The organism is Dyadobacter ginsengisoli DSM 21015 (genome assembly GCF_059568735.1).
In genome coordinates this window covers 599182-619516 of the sequence record NZ_JCANTY010000001.1, presented here as the reverse complement: position 1 = coordinate 619516, position 20335 = coordinate 599182, and the positions used below count along the sequence as shown (strand labels likewise).

Here is a 20335-nt window from a genome sequence, read left to right as displayed (position 1 = left end):
ATCAATTCGCCATCAACTGAAGTGTCTGCGGCGACATGGCATTCCACAATGCTTCCCTCGCCTCTTTCGCTTCGCGTAATGCCCTGCGACCGAATGCGGTCACACGAAAAAAACGTTTGCGACGACCTCCGCGCTCGGCAGTGGCTCCGCCCATTTCGGACGACAGATAGCCTTTTTCTTCCAACCGCTGCAAGGTGGTATGTACGGTGCTGAACCCAAGGGAGCGGCCGGTTTTTTGATCGAGCTCCTGTGCAACGGTTACCGCGTAGGCTTCTTCGTCCAATATCGCGACCGTCAGCAGGACCACCTCTTCCAGCTCACCCAGAAATGTTCTTTTCATGGCAACAATGATTTATTCCGATAATGTCGGGCAAATGCCATGCCAAATTAAAAAAAATGTATTCAGCCACGCTGGACCGGTTTGGGCGGTCAGCGAACCCGGATTAATGTCCGATTTTGAACATTCATACTTTCAAAGCGGACAAGGCGCCATTCCTGTTTGAAAACCGGTTGCCTATCAGTTACATTTGGAGTATAATCTGTTCTGTTATATGGATATCGGCAAAGAGATTCTGTTCTTTTTCAGTGCACTCGGCGCGTTCAACGGGCTACTACTCGGTTTATTCCTCCTGTTTTTTACCCAAAAGAAATACCTCGCCAATGACTTCCTGGGCGCATTGCTCCTCGCATCGAGCGTCCGTATTGCCAAATCGGTATGCCTGTATTTCGACGGGAAGCTGCCCAAAATATACCTCCAGATCGGATTGTCGGCCTGCTTCTTCATTGGTCCGTTCCTGTACTATTTCGTTCGTTCCGCTATTACACCGATAGAAAAAATGCCCAGAAGCTGGGTTTGGACGCTCGTTGTGCTGGCGGCCCTCACGCTGGTTGTCGGGATCGGCTTCCCCTATTCGGAGTACCCGGTATTGTGGAATAAAGTAATAGCCCGGGTCATCTACCTGCAATGGTTCGTGTTCCTGCTTTGGTCCGGCATTCTGATTCGCGGGCTGCTTCAAAAACTGTTCAGCCGGTCCTATAACATGAAACCGGCTGAAACCTGGATTTCGATGATTTTCATGGGTAATGTGCTGATATTCCTCCTGTATTTTTCCTCATTGGTGAACGCCCCGTTTGCTTCATACATCAGCGGTTCTATTGCCTTCTCACTGATCCTCTATCTGATGGTGACGCTCGTGATTTACAAAAAGAAGACCGACGAGCTTTTTTTGCTGTTGCCCGATAAACCCGTCACCAAAAAACTCAATGAAAGCGATGCAGAAATATGGCTGAACAAACTCGAAAAGGTGATGACCGAGAAGGCCATTTACAAAAATCCCGATCTGAAATTACACGACCTGTCACGGGAGATACAAGCTTCCGGCCACCAGCTTTCGGCGCTGCTGAATGACCATCTCGGCAAGAATTTCACGACGTATGTCAACGAATGGCGGATTGCAGAAGCCTGTAAAATGATCACCACCGACCAGCATCTCACCCTTGAAGCGATTGGCTATGAGGTGGGATTCAATTCCAAATCAACATTTTTTGCAGCATTCAAGAAGGTGAAGGGCGTGACGCCGTCAGGCTACCAACAAACGGTCAATCAAGCCATTACCGACTAGCCGGAGTACGAATTTATAAATCCGTACTCCTGATTCACCTTTTACACACCTCCGGAAACGGCAGGCTTTGGATTTTTGCTTCAAACCAAATCCATTGTCAACAGCCATGAAATTTTCCGGCGTCATTATCTCTATTGCACTCCTGCTTTCCCAAATCTCGCTTGCCCAGAACCACTACTCGGTTTCCGGCCGCACCGCCAATGCAAACCAGCAATCCATAGCGGTTTATGGCCGCCTGCTCGCACTGCCCGATTCTACGCTTTTGCAGGGCGCCCCGTTCGAAGACGGCCGCATCACTTTCACCGGCATCAGTGAGAATTCCGTCGCATTGCGGCTAAGTAGCGTCGGCCTGTCCGATACAACCATCATCATTCACCGGGAAGGCCGTGTGCAGATCGACCTTGGCACGATCGTCATGCGTGAACAGGTGCAGGCGCTCGCGGGCGTAACCGTGCGCGGGCAGGCACCGCTCGTGACGCCGGGCGCAAACGGCACCACCGAAATACAGGTATCCGGCAGCATTCTGGCAGCCAGCACCTCGGCCACCGAGCTGCTGGAACGATCGCCCGGCATTACGTTCGCCGAAGGGCGGGTGGGCGTCGTGGGCCGGGGTGAAGCAATGATTTTCCTGAATGGACAGGCCATCCCCTACGAACAGATGGCGGCCATTCCCGTGAGCCGGATCGCCCGGGTGGAAGTGATCCCAAACCCCTCGGCCCGTTACGATGCGGAAGGCAAAGCGGTGATTAACATCATCACCAAATCCGTTAACGTTAGTGGCACGACCGGTTCGCTAACCCAGCAATATGCCTATACCAAATTCGCGGGAAGCGAGCTCAACACGCTGGCCGATCTGCAATACATGCACAACAGGCTCTCCCTGCAAGCCAATTATGCGGACGAAACCGGCAACGACCGCGAAGTGCTCCATACCACACGTACCCGGCCTTCTCCGACCGAATATCTGCATTCTGACCTCACCACCGATTGGCAACGCAAAATGCGCAACTATTCCAACTTCGGCATCGGTGCCCAGCTTAACTTAAAAGAAAACAGCTATGTATCATTGACTTACAAAGGGAATCTGAACAGTCAGGGTGGCAGCCAGAACAGCAGCAATGCGCTTACGGATGTTTCGGGTACCAGTTTCTACCAAAGCCGGATCGCGAAGGATGAAAAACGCTGGAACCACGCCATTACCCTCAATTTCCAACAGGCATTGGACACATTGGGCTCGGCATGGTTTATCGGAAGCCAGTATGCCCGCTTCCGGACCGACCAGCATGACCGGATCGGCGAAACCAGCCTCGTCAGCGACAGCACGTCCGTTCGGCACCTGCTCAACGATGTACGGATACGCATCAACATTTCGAGCACACAGGCTGATTATACCAAAGCACTTCGCCACGGCGGCAGGCTGGAAACCGGAGCAAAATTCAGCTATGCGGACAATGGTTCGGGCACCGATTTCCTGGTTTCCGTGGAAGACGGCCCATTCGCACCGGATCCGGGCCTGAGCAGCCATTTCCGTTATGTTGAAAAGGTGCCTGCCGCTTATCTTAATTATCAGGGCAGTTTGAAGGGCCATGTGCGGTTTGGTGCCGGAGCACGTGGCGAATGGACAAGCTACGCCCTTAACACCACCGCGCGGGGAGGACAAGACATCGGTGACCGTTATTTTAATGTATTCCCAAACCTTTTTATCAGTAAAAACTTCACGAATGGGCTGCAAAGCCGCATTTCCTATATTTCCAAGATTACCCGTCCGCGCTATCAGGCCCTTAACCCTTTTGTGATCTATCAGGATCCGTTCACGACCATCGAGGGTAACCCCAATCTCAAACCGGAAAAGATCCATACGTTCGAGACCGGTTTCCAGTTCAGGCAGCTCGATCTGCGCGGGGGCTACACCTATACGAAAGACAGGCTCAGCGGCGCCGCATTACGGGGCGACGGGCCGAACAGCTATGTGCTGAAAGGCATCAATCTGGCCAGGGAACATTCTTTTTTCCTGACCGCCTCAGCCACATTCAATCTCAACTGGTGGAGTACGACAAACACCGTGACGGTGAGCCGGAACAACCTGGTTGATAACCAATACGGATTCGGGGTCCTCAAACCCAGACCGCAGGTCTACGCCTATACCAACAATACGTTGGATGTAAACCATCTGTTTAAGATTCAACTGGTGGCGTGGTACCTCAGCAAAAGGTCACAGGGACTATACAATGATTTTAGCCGTTCCACCATCACGGTGGGCCTGGAAAAGGATTTTTTCAAGAATGCACTCAAAATCCGGTTGACCGCCAATGACATATTCCACCAAAGCCACGTCCATGGAAAATACAGCGTGGGGCAGACCAACATTTATTACCACCGTACCTACTCTACCGCATACTTTGGCGTCAGTGCCAACTACCGGTTCGGGCGGTCCGGAAAAATTACATTCAACAGCAGATCGACAGGGGAAAGCGAACAGAACAGGGCCAGGTGACAGGGTATTAAATAGTGATTAAATTCAGCTTGCTACGTACGCACCGATTGCGGAGAGGCGCTATTTTTGGGTTATTCACTTCAATCCGAAAACTATGAAGAATTACATTGTCATTTTCCGTGAACCCGACGGTCGCCAGGGCACCCACACCGACGAAGCGATCGCAGCACATCGTGAAAACTGGTCGAAATGGTTTGCCGAATGGGGGGCGAAAGGCAAGCTCGCGGGCGGCAGCGGACTGACGCTCAACGGCCGCATTATCAAGGATGGGCAGACCAGCGAGGGCATTCATCAGACCGGTACTGAAATTATCGGCGGATTTCTGCTCCTCAAAGCCGAAGACCTCGACGAAGCCACGACCATTGCCGCAGGTTGTCCCATCTACGAATTCGACGGCTACGCCGAAGTAAGAGAAATGCAGCAATAACTCTTCCCCCTCCCTCCTCCCTTCTCCCTATTTAAAAGTTTTCAGGGCAGCATGGTCGCCCTGCTCTTTGAGTATCTTTTTCAAACCATCGACATTCATCGTAAGTCCGACTTCCGCGTCGGGCGCAGTTTCTTCGTTGATAATGCCGATCGGGCCGCGGTAGTTGCTCTCGCGGATCACGCGGATCATCTCAGCCTCGGCGTCTCCCTCACCAATCGGTACCACTTTCACCGGATTGCCTTTTTTAAGCCCCATCAGATTAACGGCCATCAGGTGCGGCAGGATTTTCGGAAAAAACTCCTGAAACCGCCCGATATCTTCTTCCGCATGATGCAGGTTATAGACTATCCCGATATTTGGTCTTTTTAAATAGCTCATCACTTCCAGTTGGTTTTCTGGCATCCCATACCAACCGCCGTGGTTGTACAAACCTACCGTGCAACCAATTTCGGCGGCTTTGTCGGCAATGTAGGCAACCGGTTTCGCTACCGCTTCCACCTTCTGCTGCTGCGTCATTTTATCCAGATCCCTGATCCCGCCGATCATGCACCAGATCTCCGTCCTGACATTGTGCCGTTTCAGCAAATCGAGGATAATGGGCAGGTTTTTGTCATTCTCGGGGTGGGGCCCGGAGTAGAGCCAGAATGCCTGCAACTTGATTCGATGCTTTTTCAACGCCTCCAGCTCGGCGTCGAATTCCGGAATATGCTTTTCCCGCCAGTCGTACGCGAGCATCGTAAATCCGAGTTTGTTCAGCATTTCGGCACGTTGCTCAGGGTTCCGTTCTTTCGAATCGAACGGCACAATGCACCAGGCAATAAGGTTCTGCCGGGCATAAATATTATCAGTACCTTTTTGCGCCACAACATTCTGACAGATCAGTACGGCGCTTAACAGAAACAGTTTTTGGATCATGGAAGTGTCAATGGTTTAATGAGCCTCCGTGGAACGAGCCGCCCTGGAACGGGCCACCCATTCGTTCATTCATTCAATTACCTCCTATCCTTCACGACGGTTCCGCCACACCCACAAAAATCACCACTCCGTCCCCGCCCGGATTGTCTTTGATATCCTCATAAATAGACGGTTTCCAGTTATTCATCGCCCAGACATTGCCGGCCCCATCCACATTGGTTGAAGTTAATCGCATAATCGGCTCATAGCAGGGCTTGAAGGCACGTCCCAGCGGGCCCGCCTGGCTGCCGTAAAGCGGTTGGCCATTCGCAAGGGTCACCCCCGCGCCGCCCGTGGGCAGGGTCATCATCTGCGAAGTATTTTCATCCTCATTATAAATCACCGTCACACCGAATGGCCCGTGCATATCCAGGCTGTCTATTGCGCTGCTGCGGCCTGTTTCCTGCGCAAAATTGGCGATGTAGAGCACGCCTGCCTTGTCCATCCGCACGCCCCAGGCGGCGTGAACATTTTTTGTAAACACTTTCAGCACGTTTTTAAGGGTCGGATCGAGCTTGACTACCCGGCTGCTGGTGACACCTCCCACGAAAATCTCGTTCTGCGCATTCACGGTCACCTGTCTGAGCTGCTCATAACCCACCGACGCCGGGTTGCGGGCGTTCACATAATCGCTCACCCAGTAGCCGAGGCACACCAGCTCGTCATTTTCAATTTTGAATTTGTAAACCGAGGACTGTAACCCATAATCGTCGTTGCCGATGTTCGACACGATGCCATTTCCCTCGTTGTCGATCACGACGTCGAACGTGTTGTGATATGGGCTGGGTTTGCCCAGGAAATTATCGAACGAAATCATGCGGTTGGGATCGCCACCCAGGTATACGACTACCGCGCTATTCTGATTCGGGAAGCTGTAAAGGCCATCGGGTGCCGGTGCGAAAGGCTTTTGATTACCGATGGAGCCCATCCAGAGGTTGCCCTGGTTGTCGTAAGTCAGACCCTGTATCCGGCAAATACCGTTTGTGAAGCCATTGGTCGGGCATTGCGCCTTTCCGTCATACGAAAACACCGAAACGCTGCCGGTTTCAGGATTGAAGTCGGAAGGCCCCCAGCCGAAGTTGCCGATCGCGATCGTTTCCAGTGAAGGATGTATGGCCGCACCAAATCCCGAACCCAGGATACCGCCCCCGAACAACGGTGAGAGCGCATTCGGCGAGCCGTCCGAATTGAGTACCAGCGCGTGTGTGCCCGAAAAAGCCGTTCCTGCACGAAAATTGTTGGTGATCCATGCCTTATCCTCCTTATCAAAAACCACGAAGGCTAATCCGCTCGGAAGAAAATTCTGCGCGCCCGAGTCATTGCATTTGACAGTCAGCGTCCATTGGTCGGGGATCGGTGTTTTGTGCGACGGCAGGTCCAGGCCGGGTAATGATGGTTCGAATACCTGCGTCTGCGAACTGATCAGTTCATAAATAGGCTGGACATTGCTGAAAGGTTTGTATACCAAATGCATCAATGCACTCAGAAACGACTTGGCGATGCTGTCCGGTGATGCCAATGCCAGAAACTGCTGATATACAGCCGATTCCGTAAGGCTGTAATACAAGAGGTTAGACAGAAAATTAAACAGTGCGTAACTATTGGTTTCCAGTCCATTAGGCGATGAAGAGATCACCTTCGAGATCGTCCCCTCTGTGTAAACAAAATTATTCTTCATCCCGTACGCAATGCGCAGACGGCGTGTTTCTCCCTTGATTTCCAACATGCCCTGATCGTCCACGCCGGTAAACCGCGCAAATGCATACGCACAGGCGATTGTGGAATGTGCTCCAACAGAAACAACATCAACCGACTCATCAAAAACCGCCAGCAAAGATATGTTTCGGCTACCTATTTCGTATGAGGTGTTGTTCATACTATATGACTTCACAGTCAATACAATGTAGTAAAACCCGGAATCGTTCGCAGGAATATCGAGGTCAAATGCAGAGGAATTCACTTCCGTTTCCGCAATCAGTTGCGGTGAATCCGTCGTTATACCAAACACTTTGACGAGCGCAAGATTGACCTGCGTGCCATTTCCCGGGGAAGCCGAGAAATGCACGGTATGGGATGCTGTTTTCATGAATAATGGACAGGTGGTGTTGAGAAATGTCTACCTCTGATAGCCAAACGGTTACCGAGCCATAAAAGGGTCGGTAACACCCTCCCTACCCGTCTCAACCCGTCCTGCAAAGCGTCTTACAGTTTCCTTCGATCCGCTTTGTACATTGAAATCATACCATTGATGGCTTTTGGCTGCCGGAATGAGCGTTTTTACCGTTCCCTCAATAGGTAGTTTTACTTCGACATTTTTCTGCTGATAAGCATTATCGGTTACCTGAAGCGTCAGCACCTTCTTTCCCAGGTTGATGGCGATCAGTTCCAGGTCGCCCGTTGGCTTTCCTTTCTGATCCAAAACATATTTACAACTTACCGCTACACCAGGCTCTTGTGCATTTCCGGCAAATTCACGGAAATAGCCGTTGGGGCCGTAAATCCGCAAATGGTATTTCCCGTCTTCGAAATCAGCCAGTTTAAAGGTCTCGGTCAGTGTATCACCTGCCTTGACCGCGTAATTCCAAACCCGGAGTACCTCACCTTCGTGGGGATTCATGGCGTAGATAATAAAAGGAGCCCCGGCTGATTTCCGGCCGAATACTTTATTACCTGCATGCATACGGATTTCGAAAGTGGCCCTATCTGCCGAAAGATTACCGTCTACATACAATTCGTATGGAATGGCGCAGGAAGGTCGTGTGCCCGGTTCCTGCCTGGGCAAAAGCCCCGATCCCGCAGCATTCGCATTGATCCTGCTGATTTCACTGGTTGACAATGCTTTGAAATTCGCCGGAACCTCTTTGAACTGGGCTTTGTGAATGGTCGTCAGGATCTCTTCGCGGTTCACCGGGGTCGGTTTCTTGTAGACCGACGGATCGTAGGGCTGGAAGACCGTACTTATATTGCCGCAGATCGTCCGGCGCCATTCGGTAATGTTGGTTTCGCGGACCTGCTTTCTGGACTTATGACTTGTAAATTCTTCCAGAAACTGGATGATGGAGGTATGGTCAAAAACCTGCGAGCACACCTTCCCTCCCCTCGACCAGGGCGAGGCCACCACCAGCGGTACACGGAAACCGAGCCCGATCGCACCGCCGCGCGCATTCGCTTTGGGCACCTGGCTTTCGTCCTGTTCCAGCGTTACGTATTCGGCTTTAATATCGATGCCTTCCGATACTTTCCCGGAGTTCGGCTTGAACGGGTTCGGAATCGAAAATGGCGGGATATGGTCGCAGTAACCGTCGTTTTCGTCGTAACAAAGGATAAAAATGGTCTTTTTCCAGACTTCCGGGTTTTTCGTCAGGATATCCAGCGTTTCCGAAATGTACCAGGCACCATACCATGGGGCTGACGGGTGGTCCGAAAAATTCTGAGGTGCTGCCAGGTAGGAAACCGCCGGCAGTTTGCCTTCATTGACATCCTTGCGGAACTGGTAGAAGATATCGCTCTTCGGCATGTCCATTTTACGTTTCTCTCCGCCCTCCTCATAGGTCAACGACGTGATTTTAAGGTAATCCGGGTCGTTGCGGTTCGTCACGAATGCGTTATGGTGAAGTTCCTGCCGGAATACCGAGAGCTTCCTGAAATTCTCTTCACTGTGTTCGGCCAGGTCCGTTTCCAGCCTTTCCAGCAATGCATTGCGCTGGTCCAAGGACTTGGTCAGCTTGTCTTTCTCCGCCCCCGTCGCCGCTTCGATCTTTCCTTTCAAGGCAGGCAAATCTGTTTTAATCTTTTCCACCTCCAGCTGCGCATAATGGATGAAATCCTTCGAATATTTCACACCATACTGCGCGTAACGCTCCAATGGATTACATCCGAAGTTGCTCAGCCAGGAACCCACTCCGGGATGGAACTGCACCACCGCACCGACTTCGTTCTGATAAAACTTCCAGTTGATACCGGCCTCCTGCATACGCTCGGGAAAAGTCTTCCATTTCACCGGTTTATTGATGGAATAGTAGCTGTTCCGCACTACCGCCAGCGAATCCATGTCCGGTCTTTCGCGGATGGTGCCCGACCAGAGATAATAGCGGTTCGGGTGCGTCGGCGTCATAGACGAGCAGAAATTCTGGTCACAGATCGTGAAAGCGTCCGCCAGGGCATAGTAGAATGGAAGATCCTCGCGGTCGTAATAGCCGAGCGTCAGCGGCATTTCGGCATATTCCTTGTGCCCTGAGCGCTTGGAAGTAAGCCATTTATCATATTTCCCGCCATTATAAGCGTCTACCTGCGATTCGCGGGAGTGCGGCAGGTCATGCATCCAGGTGGCCTTGGTATTTTTAATGTCCAGGCGGAATGGCGCATACGTATCGCCTTTCAGGTCGGTTTGCAACCATACTTTGTTCTTATTAGGTAAATCAATGGCCCGGGGATCGTTGAAGCCGCGCACACCTTTCAATTTGCCGTAGCTGTGATCGAACGAGCGGTTTTCCTGCATCAGGATCACTACGTGCTCTGCGTCCAGGTAAGTGGTGTTGGGGTCGGGGCTGATCGCCATCGCACGCTGCACCGACTCAGGCAGAAAACTTGCGAGACCAGTGCCGCCGGCGAGCATCGCCGCCTTTTTGAGAAATTCTCTTCTTGAATCCATGGGTTTAGTATTCGGTGGTTATTTCATGTACAAGCAACAGGAGCGGCAAAATTACTGAGGCAGCGCATGGCCACAGTTTATGAAAGTGTTAAGAAATGATGGGCGGGAATTATGGACGGGCTGCATAAATCCCGGAGAAAAAGATGTATTTTGATGGCTAAGACATTTTGCGGATCTCGATACGGACCATCTTTCCGAATCGGAAATCAAATGCATCGAAGAGTCGGTACTCGAAAATCAAAACCTCAGTTTCAACGCACTTACGGAGAAGTCGCATGACGCCGCCTGGAACGAAACCGCACGGGATAAGGAGATAGACCTCATCGCGATCGCCAAAGCGGGAGGCGCTGATAACCTTATGGTGAAGTATATCGAAGATTATCAGCTTATACAGTCCGCAAAATTTGAATGATCACACCGATCCGCTATTAAAAATGAAAATCAAGAAACGCTGCGGCTTTTACGACTGAGCCTTATTAAATTTTATTTTTTTAAAGGCCGACCTTCGGTTCTATTCGTGCTTTGCTACTAAGAGGTGATATACCATCTGTTACCTCATGCCACGCAGTATACTCCTACGTTTATTTCTCCTGATTACATGCGCGATCGGTGGCTTTGCCGTTGTCGCCCAAAAGTCGCCCGTTGTATCGGGTTTCGTCAAAACCGAAGCCGGAGAGGCACTTCCGGGAGCCACTGTTTCATTAGTCAAAACGGCCATCGGAACTACCACCGATGCCGACGGTTCTTTTACATTGACAGCCCCTAAGCCAGGGACATATACCATCCAGGTCTCCCTGATGGGTTACAAAGCATTTTCTCAGAGCATTCACATCCAATCCGGTAAACTGCTCTCGCTTTCTTTTCAGTTACAGGAAAACCAGCAAAACCTCAGGGAGGTCTCCGTTTTTGGGAAAACCAAAACGCAGGAGATCAAGGAACAACCCTTTACGGTCAATGCGATCGAGACGAAACAGTTTGCCAACACGACGGCCGACCTGAACCAGGTCCTCAACCGCAGCGCCGGCGTCCGTATCCGCGAGCAGGGCGGATTGGGGTCCAACTTCAATTTTTCCATCAATGGGCTTTCAGGTAAAGCCGTAAAGTACTTTATCGACGGCGTCCCGATGGAAGTCATGGGCAGCGCGATGTCGCTGAACAATATCCCGGTCAATCTTTCGGAACGGATCGAAGTGTACAAAGGAGTGGTGCCCGTGCAACTGGGTTCGGATGCCATGGGTGGCGCGGTAAATGTGATCACCAACCAGAAGCAGACCAATTACCTCGACCTGAGCCACAGCTTCGGATCGTTTAACACGCACCGTTCGGCATTGACAACCCAGTACGTCCACAAACCGACAGGCATTACAATTAAAGCGAGCGGGTTCTTCAACTATTCGGACAACAACTACAAAATGAAGGGCGTCGAGATCCTCGAAGGCGGCATCCGGAACGGGAAGCAGATCGTGGACCTGAACGGCGCCACTTTCGTGACCACCGATGTAAAACGCTTCCACGATCACTACCGCTCGGGCATGGGACAGATCGAGGCCGGCATTACCAACAAAAGCTGGGCGGATGTGCTGTATGCGGGATTTGGATACTCGGAGGGAAGTCAGGATCTCCAAACGGGTTTTGAGCAGGCCATTGTGTATGGCAATGTCGTGAGAAAAAGCAAGTCTTCCACCGGAACGCTGCGGTACAAAAAAAGCAACCTGTTCGTCAACGGGCTCGATGTGAATGTATTCGCTTCGCTCTCCCGTGACAAATATGTGACCGCCGATACCCTGCTCCGGCAATATTACTGGGATGGCTCCTGGACTACCAAAGGCGCTACCGAAATGGGGGGCATCAAATCCCTCTCGCACATCATCCGTCCGCGTGCATTCACACGGGCGAACGTCAGCTACACGCTCAACGAGCAGCATTCATTCAACCTGAACTATACCTTCGACCGGCTGAAAAACGAAAGCTACAATGCATTGATCGTGCCGGATGACGATATGCCGGGCGTGCTCACCAAGCAGATCGTAGGGTTGGCCTATCAGCAGGAACTGCTTGACAAGAAGTGGACGAACACTTTTTTTGTCAAATACTACGGGCTGGGCCTGGAACGCAAAAAATGGGTTGAAAATGCTTACCAGGTACTCGACACCAACTTTCCGAATTACGGCTACGGGGCAGCTACCCGTTACAAAATATTGGCCGACCTGGGCGTGAAACTCTCCCTGGAACATACCTACCGCTTGCAGGAAGTGGAAGAAGTATTCGGTGACGGCCTGAATGTGCAACCTAACCCCGACCTGAAACCCGAGAGCAGTGATAATGTCAACCTCGGTGCGTATTACGGTTTCAAAACCGGCAAAAACCGCTTCTTCGCCGAAGCCGCTGGTTTTTACCGCGATGCAAAAGACTTTATTTACCCGGTAGCCGACCAGCGCTCCAAAGCATTGAAAAACGAAAACAAATCGAGCGTGCGTGTTACCGGATTCGAGGCGGAACTGCGCTACGACTATGCCGACCTGCTGTCGTTCAACGTGAATGCGACTTACCAGAGTGCGGTTAACATGACCAAATTCGGCAGTACCACATCCAATGTGCCCGAAGCTACTTACAAGAACAAGATCCCGAACCAGCCCTGGTTTTTTGGTAATGCCAACCTGGGCATCGGCAAAAGCGATGTGTTCACCAAAGGTTCACGTCTGCAGTTCAGTTGGTACACCCAGTATGTCCACTGGTTCTACCTGACCTGGGAAGCATTCGGGAATGTAAATGGCAAATCGACGATCCCGAGCCAGGTAATCCACAATGCAACACTGAGCTACTCGTTCCACGACGGCCGTTACAATGTGTCGGCCGAATGCCGCAACCTGACCGACGACCTGGCTTATGACAACTTCCGCCTGCAAAAACCAGGTCGCTCTTTCTCTCTGAAACTCCGGTATTTTCTGCACTAAAAACAACCTCAAATTTTAAATACAAATCTCAAAATGCACAAGTTTTTAAGCTACCCGGCGAAAGCGATCCTGATTGCGCTTACCGCGTTCACCCTCAACGGTTGCAGCGACGACGATACCAACGGCAACGAGCCCGTGAAAGAAGAAGGCAAATATTCGGCCGTTCTGTGCGTAGGCGCGTGGCCCAATACTGCCTATTACATTGCCGATGTGCCTTCCCTGACCAGCGGAACCATCAGCCTCAAAGGCAACGGGGCCGAAATGACGGGCAAAGTATATGCGCAGGATATTATCCAGAAGGACGGATTCTACTACCACGCCAACTTCGGCAGCGGCCGCCTCGGGAAGTACCATGTCCAGAACGGCGCACTCGTAACCGACAAGGAAGTACCTTTTACTTACCTGAACTGGAGTTCCTATGCATGGGTGGACGATCAGACGCTCGTGATCTTTGGTGAAGCCGAAGGCGAAGGCCGCTATGCGATCATCAAAACGGCGGATATGACCATTACCAATGGCAAACTCGACCTGAAAGCAAAACCGGCCGGCTTCACCGGTTACAGTTTCGGGTTCGCAGAATACCGCGACGGCAAACTCTTCGTCGGCTACGGCTATTCGTTCTCCGACTGGAAGGAACCGCTGCCGGTTAATCCCGACTTCAATGTAGCAGTTGTGAACTATCCGTCGATGAAAGTGGAAAGTACCATTACCGACGCGCGTACTACAACGGCGGGCGGGCCCATCGTGTATGCACCCGCATCGTTCAAGGATGAGAACGGCGACATTTATTTCATCAGTGATCCTGTAAGCGGGTATGACTACAAATCTCCCTCGGTTGTTTACCGCATCAAAAATGGTGCTACAACCCTCGATCCGACTTACTACTTCGATTTTTCTTCGAAGGTCAGCAACGGAATGGGCGCCGCGATGTGGTACATCGGAAACGGGAAAGCGATCGTGCGGACCCGCGTAGCCGGTAAGTCGATTGACGCAGTGCACTCATTTTCTGTGATCGATGTTAAAAACGGGGCATTCATCAAAAAGTTAGACTTGCCGGCCGACCAGGGCGAGCGGATGGTGCAGGCTGTGGTGGTGGAAGATGGCAAAGCGTACATTGCTGTCAATGCGGCCGAGAAGGACTACATCTGGGAATACGACCCTACTTCCGACAAGCTGACTCACGGTGCCGAGTTTATCGATGGCATCGACTACATTCTGCGTTTGGAAAAGACAAAATAGCGTCGGGACCGATCTCCTATTATATTACTACACTGCACTTTGCGCTGCCGGGTTCTCTTCGGCAGCGCTTTTTTGCTTATCCAAATCCTTGTGCCCGGCATCCAGTCTATTCATTGAATGCTAATATTAAGAATTCATCATATGCAACGGATTTTAGTTTTCGGTTACAGTATTAGTTGTAGTAACCCTTCTTTTACATCAACTAAATACTGCCATCCATGAAGAACCTGTCAGCAATTCTAATTTCCATGCTGTGTGCAGGGAATGCGCTCGCACAAACCCCGCCAGCCATCACCGACTTTAACCTTGATTTTGAAAAAACAATCCCTGGCCAAAAGCTGCCACGGCCATGGATGGAGTGGGGAAGGGGATATTGGTTGTCCGCCGACACCACGGAAAAACATCAGGGCAAAACTTCCCTGCGGATTAAATCTCCGGAAGTCATGGATAACATCCAATTCGGTTCTGCCGCAAACGTCATTCCTGCCAACTACCAGGGCAAGGAGATCGAGCTGCGGGGTTATATGAAATTCACGGGCGTCGACAAGGGGTGGGTCGGCCTGATGCTCCGGGTCGACGGTGCATCAGGCCCGCTGCAATTCAGTAATATGCAGGACGCGAGCCTCCGCGGCACCCAGGATTGGAAACAATATAATATCAAGCTCCCCTACCCTTCCGGCGCGGAAAAAATCAACATCGGTGCGCTGCTGGTAGGCGCCGGGACACTCTGGATCGACCATTTCGAGCTGCTGATCGATGGGAAGCCTTTCACAGAAGCTCCGCCTGCAAAAACCTACGCCGCCACCCTGGACAAGGAGTTCGACGGCGGGTCCAAAATCGGCCCCGACCTCCCGCTTTCTCCGCAACTGACCGCCGACCTGGTCATGCTGGGTAAAGTATGGGGTTTTGTGAAATACCATCATCCCGCGGTTGCAGAAGGCAACTACAATATGGATTACGAACTGTTCCGGGTTGCAACTCCTTTCATTGCCGCGAAAACCGGCGCTGAAAGACAAAAGGTGATGCTCGCCTGGGTGAACAAGTTCGGCCCGGTAACAGCCACATCGACCGCCTCCCTCCCTGCTGACGCCGCCTTGAAACCCTCATTTGGGTGGATCAATAAAGCGGGGCTGGGCAGAGAACTGGCAGCGAAACTCGACAGCATCAGAATGGCTGCAAGAACCGACGAGCACTACTATATCGGTCTGTATCCGGGTGTAGGCAACCCTGATTTTAAAAACGAAAATGCCTATCCTCAGATGGCTTATCCCGACGCCGGATACCGGTTGCTGGGCCTCTTCCGCTACTGGAACATGATCGAATATTACTTCCCCTATAAATCACTGATCAAGGAAAACTGGGATGCGGTGCTGAAAGAGTTCGTGCCCCAATTCGTGATGGCGAAAGATGAAACCGGGTATAAGCTCGCGGCACTCGCATTGCTCGCACGTGTGCAGGACGGGCACGCGCAGCTGTACGGACGTCACGACGCATTGGAAAAACGATTCGGGAAAAACTATGCACCTGTCCAGCTCAGTTTGGTAGAAGGAAAACCCGTCGTGACCGACTATTATAATGCACAACTGGGTGAGCGATCGGGTTTGAAGAAAGGCGATATCATCGAATCTGTGAATGGAAAAAGTATTCCGGACCTCATCCGTGAATACGCTCCTTATACCCCGGCTTCCAATCCATCGTCACAGCTCAGCCACATGGCGCCAAATCTGCTGAGAAGCAACGACTCAACGCTCAGCATTTCTTTCAAAAGGGATGGAAAAATACAAAAAACAGACGTGAAACTTTTCGACACCAGACAGGTCAATATCTATTCCAATTACAACAAAAAAGACACTTGTTTTAAAATGATCCAACCGGACATCGCCTATATTTTTCCGGGAAAATACAAAAACAATTACCTCCCGACACTGGCTCCTGAGGTACTGAAAGCCAAGGGATTGATCATAGACATGCGCTGTTACCCGTCCGATTTCATGGTATTTACCCTGGGTGAACATCTCATGCCCGAGCCGCGCTCATTTGTGAAGTTTACCCACGGAAGCGTACAGACACCCGGCCTTTTCACTTTTACACCTGAACTGAAAGTCGGGAAAACCAATGCGGATTACTACAAAGGCAAAATCGTGGTGATTGTAAACGAGGCCACCGTGAGCCAGTCGGAATACACCACCATGGCCTTCTCCGCAGCGCCGAATGTGACCGTGATCGGCAGCACCACGGCTGGCGCCGACGGCAACGTGTCGCCCATTTCGCTGCCGGGAGGCATCCGTACCGGCATCAGCGGTATCGGTGTGTATTATCCCGATGGCAGGGAAACGCAGCAGATCGGCATTGTGCCGCGGGTTAAGGTGACACCGACTGTCCGGGGTATTTCGGAGGGCCGTGACGAGATGCTGGAAAAGGCTTTGGAGATTGTCAGTGCCAGGTAACCACCGTTAAAACTCCCGTTCACTGAACTCACTGGACGGGAGTCTGGCCTTTTTTGGGTGCAACAGTTCGGGACGCTTAGCTTAATCGGTTTCCAAGGTTGGGCCGCCATGGAACATTTCATGCGCATGTAGCCCCTTATATCTTAAAAGAAGAAGGCGGCAGCCTCTTATTGATACGATCCGCTTAGCGAAACGGCTTTTAGAACAGGCTTTGGAACACGATAATTCAACGCCCCAGCTGAAGCTGACAATGTGAATTAGTTATGCGATGCTTCGGGAAGCGCTTCGCCGAAGCATCGCAGGGTGGAAATTCATCTACTAACGTTAACTGATTACGGCATTAAAGCTTTTACCCCCGTTGCCCAAACGGATATCACCCAATCTGAGGAAGCACCATCAGAGAGCTTTCGGAATTCTCTCCCCGCCATCCCCGCATTAGTAGCATTCTGATAGGTAACCACACTACCTGCTTTCAATGAACCGTAGCTGGTGTTTAAAGCGGCCTTTGTTGTTGGTGCTGTTGTTGTTAAGTTGGAAACAAAACTCGGAGGAGTTATGCTGACAACCCATTCGGTACCATCCCAATAGATTTCTTTATTTAAGGTTGTATCAAAATACTTGTAGCCGATCTGTGTGACTGTAGGCCGGTCAGTTGATGGCCCGACAGGGAGTGTCCGGCTTTGCCAAAGAGGAACAAATCCCTGAGTAAGACTGCTTGTTATATATGAGTTACTACCTATCCAAGCATCTGTTACGCCAGCTGCGAACTGGATTGGAGGGATACCGATAGTCTTAGAAAACGTACATCCGGCAACCTCGAGTTTAGATATTTTTGCAATGGTATTTTCGAATAATCCTTGCCCCGCGTGATAGCCATCAAACATCGAATTGTATAAGTAGAATTCGTGCTCTGTTTTTCTAATGTCATGGAACCTTACATTGCTAAAATTACTATTTGACACCCGCATTTTAGTTGCCCCTGTATTCCAAAAGACCAATTGTGCCGGGGAAGCAGCGCTAACCCGGCTGCTATTGATGCTTAGTTCCGCGCCAGCTGTGAATAACTGACCATTTGCAGGGAAGATCAGATCGCAATCCTCAAATGAGCTTTTTCCTGTTACATATGCGATATAGGATCCAGGACCAGTGGCCGAAGTGTAATCCATCAATGTGCTTTTCACACTGACATTTCCTGTAATTCGATTATTAAAGTTCACAAATGCGAAATTCCCGATACAATCCGAGATAGAAATATTTGCTTTTTGATTAGCGACAAAATTAACAAATACAGGCAGGCTAGTTGTTGAATTAACGTTATTAACACAGTTGCTTATCGCGAAATCAGAAGTCCAGGACGATATCGAAGGAATTAAATGAATATTCATTGTAAACCAGCTAGCCGGTTGATTCTTTTTGTTAAAAATATTGCCTCGAATATTTGCGACTTTTGCATCAGAAACCTCGATACCCCGCATGCAGTCCGTTAATATATTCCCTGAAATTTCGAACACTTGATTGTCTCCGCCCGCAGTCGCAATTCCTCTACTTAAATTAGTTCCGGCATCAGCAACATTAAAAATCTTATTATTACTTATGATGTAATGGTACTGGATGTTATTCTCAAGTGAGGGGTTGACAACAATTCCCCGCGTGAAAAGGTTACCAACAACATTCTCACTGCAAGTAGCTCCGGCGGTATTTTCCATCCATATCCCAGCATTCGGATATCCAACCAGGTCGTCGCTTACAATGGCATCTGTGCACGTATTCCCAGTCACGATTGCGTCGGTGGTTGGAGATGCCGGCTCGCCTTCACACACAATCCCGATTCGACCAAAATGAGTGCAATGATTGTTTGCGATCAACGGGTTTGATGTGCTTCTAACATAAATTCCGTCGCCGAAACGGGTCATTGTGCTGTCTGTTGTACAATTCACAATTTTTATATAATGAACACTTTCTCCCCAAATACCAACACCATTTACATTAGTGACCCTTATATTGTCCAGGGTAATCCGAGTCTTATAGTTGATTTTAAGCCCTCCTCCACTAGCGACCCCTGACAACTTGCCGTTAATCCTGATATCCTTAATCGTTAACGCATCTTTACCTATGAGTACGCCGGCATCAGATCTTGTCCAAATCGTCCCCGAACCTGACACGTCGGCATTCAGCGTCACATTACTCATGATTGCATAAGAGAAATTAAGTTTCAACTCGGCTTTTGCCGCACCGGCAGCATTGGAAGCTGCTTGAAGCGGTACTTGGTCATTTGTAACGCCATCGCCTACTGCTCCCCACCATTCCGGGAAGAAAATATTGTCATGCTTCCTTTTATATCTTTTTGTTCCATATACTAACACCAAAGCACCAAGATCGGTCGTCGGCGTAGTGTCGTCTCTTATAAATATTCCTGATTTTTTCCCTTCATTAATATAAATCACCCGCGACGTATCTGCTTCTCCCAGATTAAATTCGCTTATTGACATATACGGAATATAATCCTGAGTAATAGCGGCAATCCGTGCGGTCGATGATTCTGCTACACTATTCGACGGGCTGAATGTTGTAAATCCGAGACGCCCTGCAAGGATAAAATCACTTTGACTGTTTGCGCCCTGATTGCTTCGAAGCAGCAAGAAAGTCCCGTCGGGAGACGGCGTTACAAATTTGCCTTTAATAGTATAAGAGACCGTTTGTTTTGAGGAAGTTAATTCCGTTCCGACGTAGTCAGAATAGGTACCTCCGGTCTGCCTGAATCCCTCCGGGAATACTACTTTCAACCGAAAAGTAGTAGCACCCTTAAATACATATACTAAATTGGGATTGATTGCCTGGTAGCTAGCGGTAATTTTGATTTCAAATTCCTGGTCTAGTGAAATGGTCGTGGCGTCCGTGGACAGGGTAAATTTGATCGGATCCATTTTAGAATTGGCCGAAGCATTATTCAAAATCATCAAGGAGGAAATGATGAAGCAAATGAATTGCACCAAATAAATTTTTCTCATAGCATTTTTGGTTAGTTGTAACCGAAAAGTAATATAATATTCCTTAATCTTTGAACGCCTACATAGGCTTTTAATTTTTTAGTTGATATAAATTAAAAAATTCCTGTGGTGTTAAATTAATCTATGTGGAGCCGTACCATTTGGACAACTGCATTGTGTTGTGGAACACTGTATATATGCAAGAGGTAGTACGCCAATGGAAAGCGGAAAGATACCATCTTGAGGAAGTAGAGCCTGGCGTACTTGTCTCCGTGCCGTTTTGAACACATAAATACACCACCATGGCCTTCTCCGCAGCGCCGAATGTGACCGTGATCGGCAGCACCACGGCTGGCGCCGACGGCAACGTGTCGCCCATTTCGTTGCCGGGAGGCATCCGTACCGGCATCAGCGGTATCGGTGTGTATTATCCCGATGGCCGGGAAACGCAGCAGATCGGCATTGTGCCGCAGGTTAAGGTGGCACCGACGGTCCGGGGCATTTCAGAGGGACGTGACGAGATGCTGGAAAAGGCTTTGGAGATTGTCAGCACCAGGTAA

General features: G+C 50.3%; 12 protein-coding genes. 7 read left to right on the top strand and 5 right to left on the bottom strand.

Features of this window, described 5'->3' with window-relative positions:
- Position 1 precedes the first annotated feature (1 nt).
- A complete protein-coding gene (locus BP71_RS02005; protein WP_496376060.1) occupies positions 2-340 on the bottom strand; it encodes a PadR family transcriptional regulator in 339 nt (112 codons plus the stop codon).
- A 211-nt stretch (positions 341-551) separates the two neighbouring features.
- On the opposite strand from BP71_RS02005, the gene BP71_RS02000 reads away from it, so the two are divergent.
- From BP71_RS02000 to BP71_RS01990, 3 genes are all read left to right on the top strand, one after another.
- Complete coding sequence (locus tag BP71_RS02000; protein WP_496376058.1) at positions 552-1622, top strand: helix-turn-helix domain-containing protein; 1071 nt, start codon at positions 552-554, stop codon at positions 1620-1622.
- A 106-nt stretch (positions 1623-1728) separates the two neighbouring features.
- Entirely contained in the window at positions 1729-4116 is a 2388-nt protein-coding gene (locus BP71_RS01995) for a TonB-dependent receptor domain-containing protein (protein ID WP_496376056.1), read from the top strand.
- A gap of 94 nt (positions 4117-4210) precedes the next feature.
- Positions 4211-4543 carry a YciI family protein gene (locus BP71_RS01990; protein WP_496376054.1) on the top strand — a complete coding sequence of 111 codons (333 nt, stop codon included), beginning with the start codon at positions 4211-4213 and terminating at the stop codon, positions 4541-4543.
- A gap of 27 nt (positions 4544-4570) precedes the next feature.
- Here BP71_RS01990 and BP71_RS01985 read toward each other — a convergent pair whose 3' ends face one another.
- The 3 genes from BP71_RS01985 to BP71_RS01975 form a co-directional block, all read right to left on the bottom strand.
- A complete protein-coding gene (locus BP71_RS01985) occupies positions 4571-5458 on the bottom strand; it encodes a sugar phosphate isomerase/epimerase family protein (RefSeq protein ID WP_496376052.1) in 888 nt (295 codons plus the stop codon).
- A gap of 91 nt (positions 5459-5549) precedes the next feature.
- A complete protein-coding gene (locus tag BP71_RS01980) occupies positions 5550-7583 on the bottom strand; it encodes a hypothetical protein (RefSeq protein ID WP_496376050.1) in 2034 nt (677 codons plus the stop codon).
- 51 nt (positions 7584-7634) lie between these two features.
- Positions 7635-10148, bottom strand: coding sequence for a phosphocholine-specific phospholipase C (locus BP71_RS01975; protein WP_496376048.1), 2514 nt, complete (start codon positions 10146-10148; stop codon positions 7635-7637).
- A gap of 557 nt (positions 10149-10705) precedes the next feature.
- Here BP71_RS01975 and BP71_RS01970 point away from each other — a divergent pair.
- The 3 genes from BP71_RS01970 to BP71_RS01960 all read left to right on the top strand — a co-directional run bounded on the left by BP71_RS01970 (position 10706) and on the right by BP71_RS01960 (position 16788).
- Positions 10706-13102: a TonB-dependent receptor gene (locus tag BP71_RS01970; protein WP_496376046.1), complete on the top strand. Its 2397-nt coding sequence runs from the start codon at positions 10706-10708 to the stop codon at positions 13100-13102.
- A gap of 33 nt (positions 13103-13135) precedes the next feature.
- A complete protein-coding gene (locus tag BP71_RS01965; RefSeq protein WP_496376044.1) occupies positions 13136-14341 on the top strand; it encodes a DUF4374 domain-containing protein in 1206 nt (401 codons plus the stop codon).
- A gap of 218 nt (positions 14342-14559) precedes the next feature.
- Complete coding sequence (locus BP71_RS01960; protein WP_496376042.1) at positions 14560-16788, top strand: S41 family peptidase; 2229 nt, start codon at positions 14560-14562, stop codon at positions 16786-16788.
- 332 nt (positions 16789-17120) lie between these two features.
- Here the strand turns inward: BP71_RS01960 and BP71_RS01955 are convergent, their stop codons facing one another.
- On the bottom strand, positions 17121-19796 hold the full coding sequence (locus BP71_RS01955) for a right-handed parallel beta-helix repeat-containing protein (protein WP_496376040.1): 2676 nt from the start codon (positions 19794-19796) through the stop codon (positions 17121-17123).
- Positions 19797-20077: 281 nt separating this feature from the next.
- On the opposite strand from BP71_RS01955, the gene BP71_RS01950 reads away from it, so the two are divergent.
- Entirely contained in the window at positions 20078-20335 is a 258-nt protein-coding gene (locus BP71_RS01950) for a hypothetical protein (RefSeq protein WP_496376038.1), read from the top strand.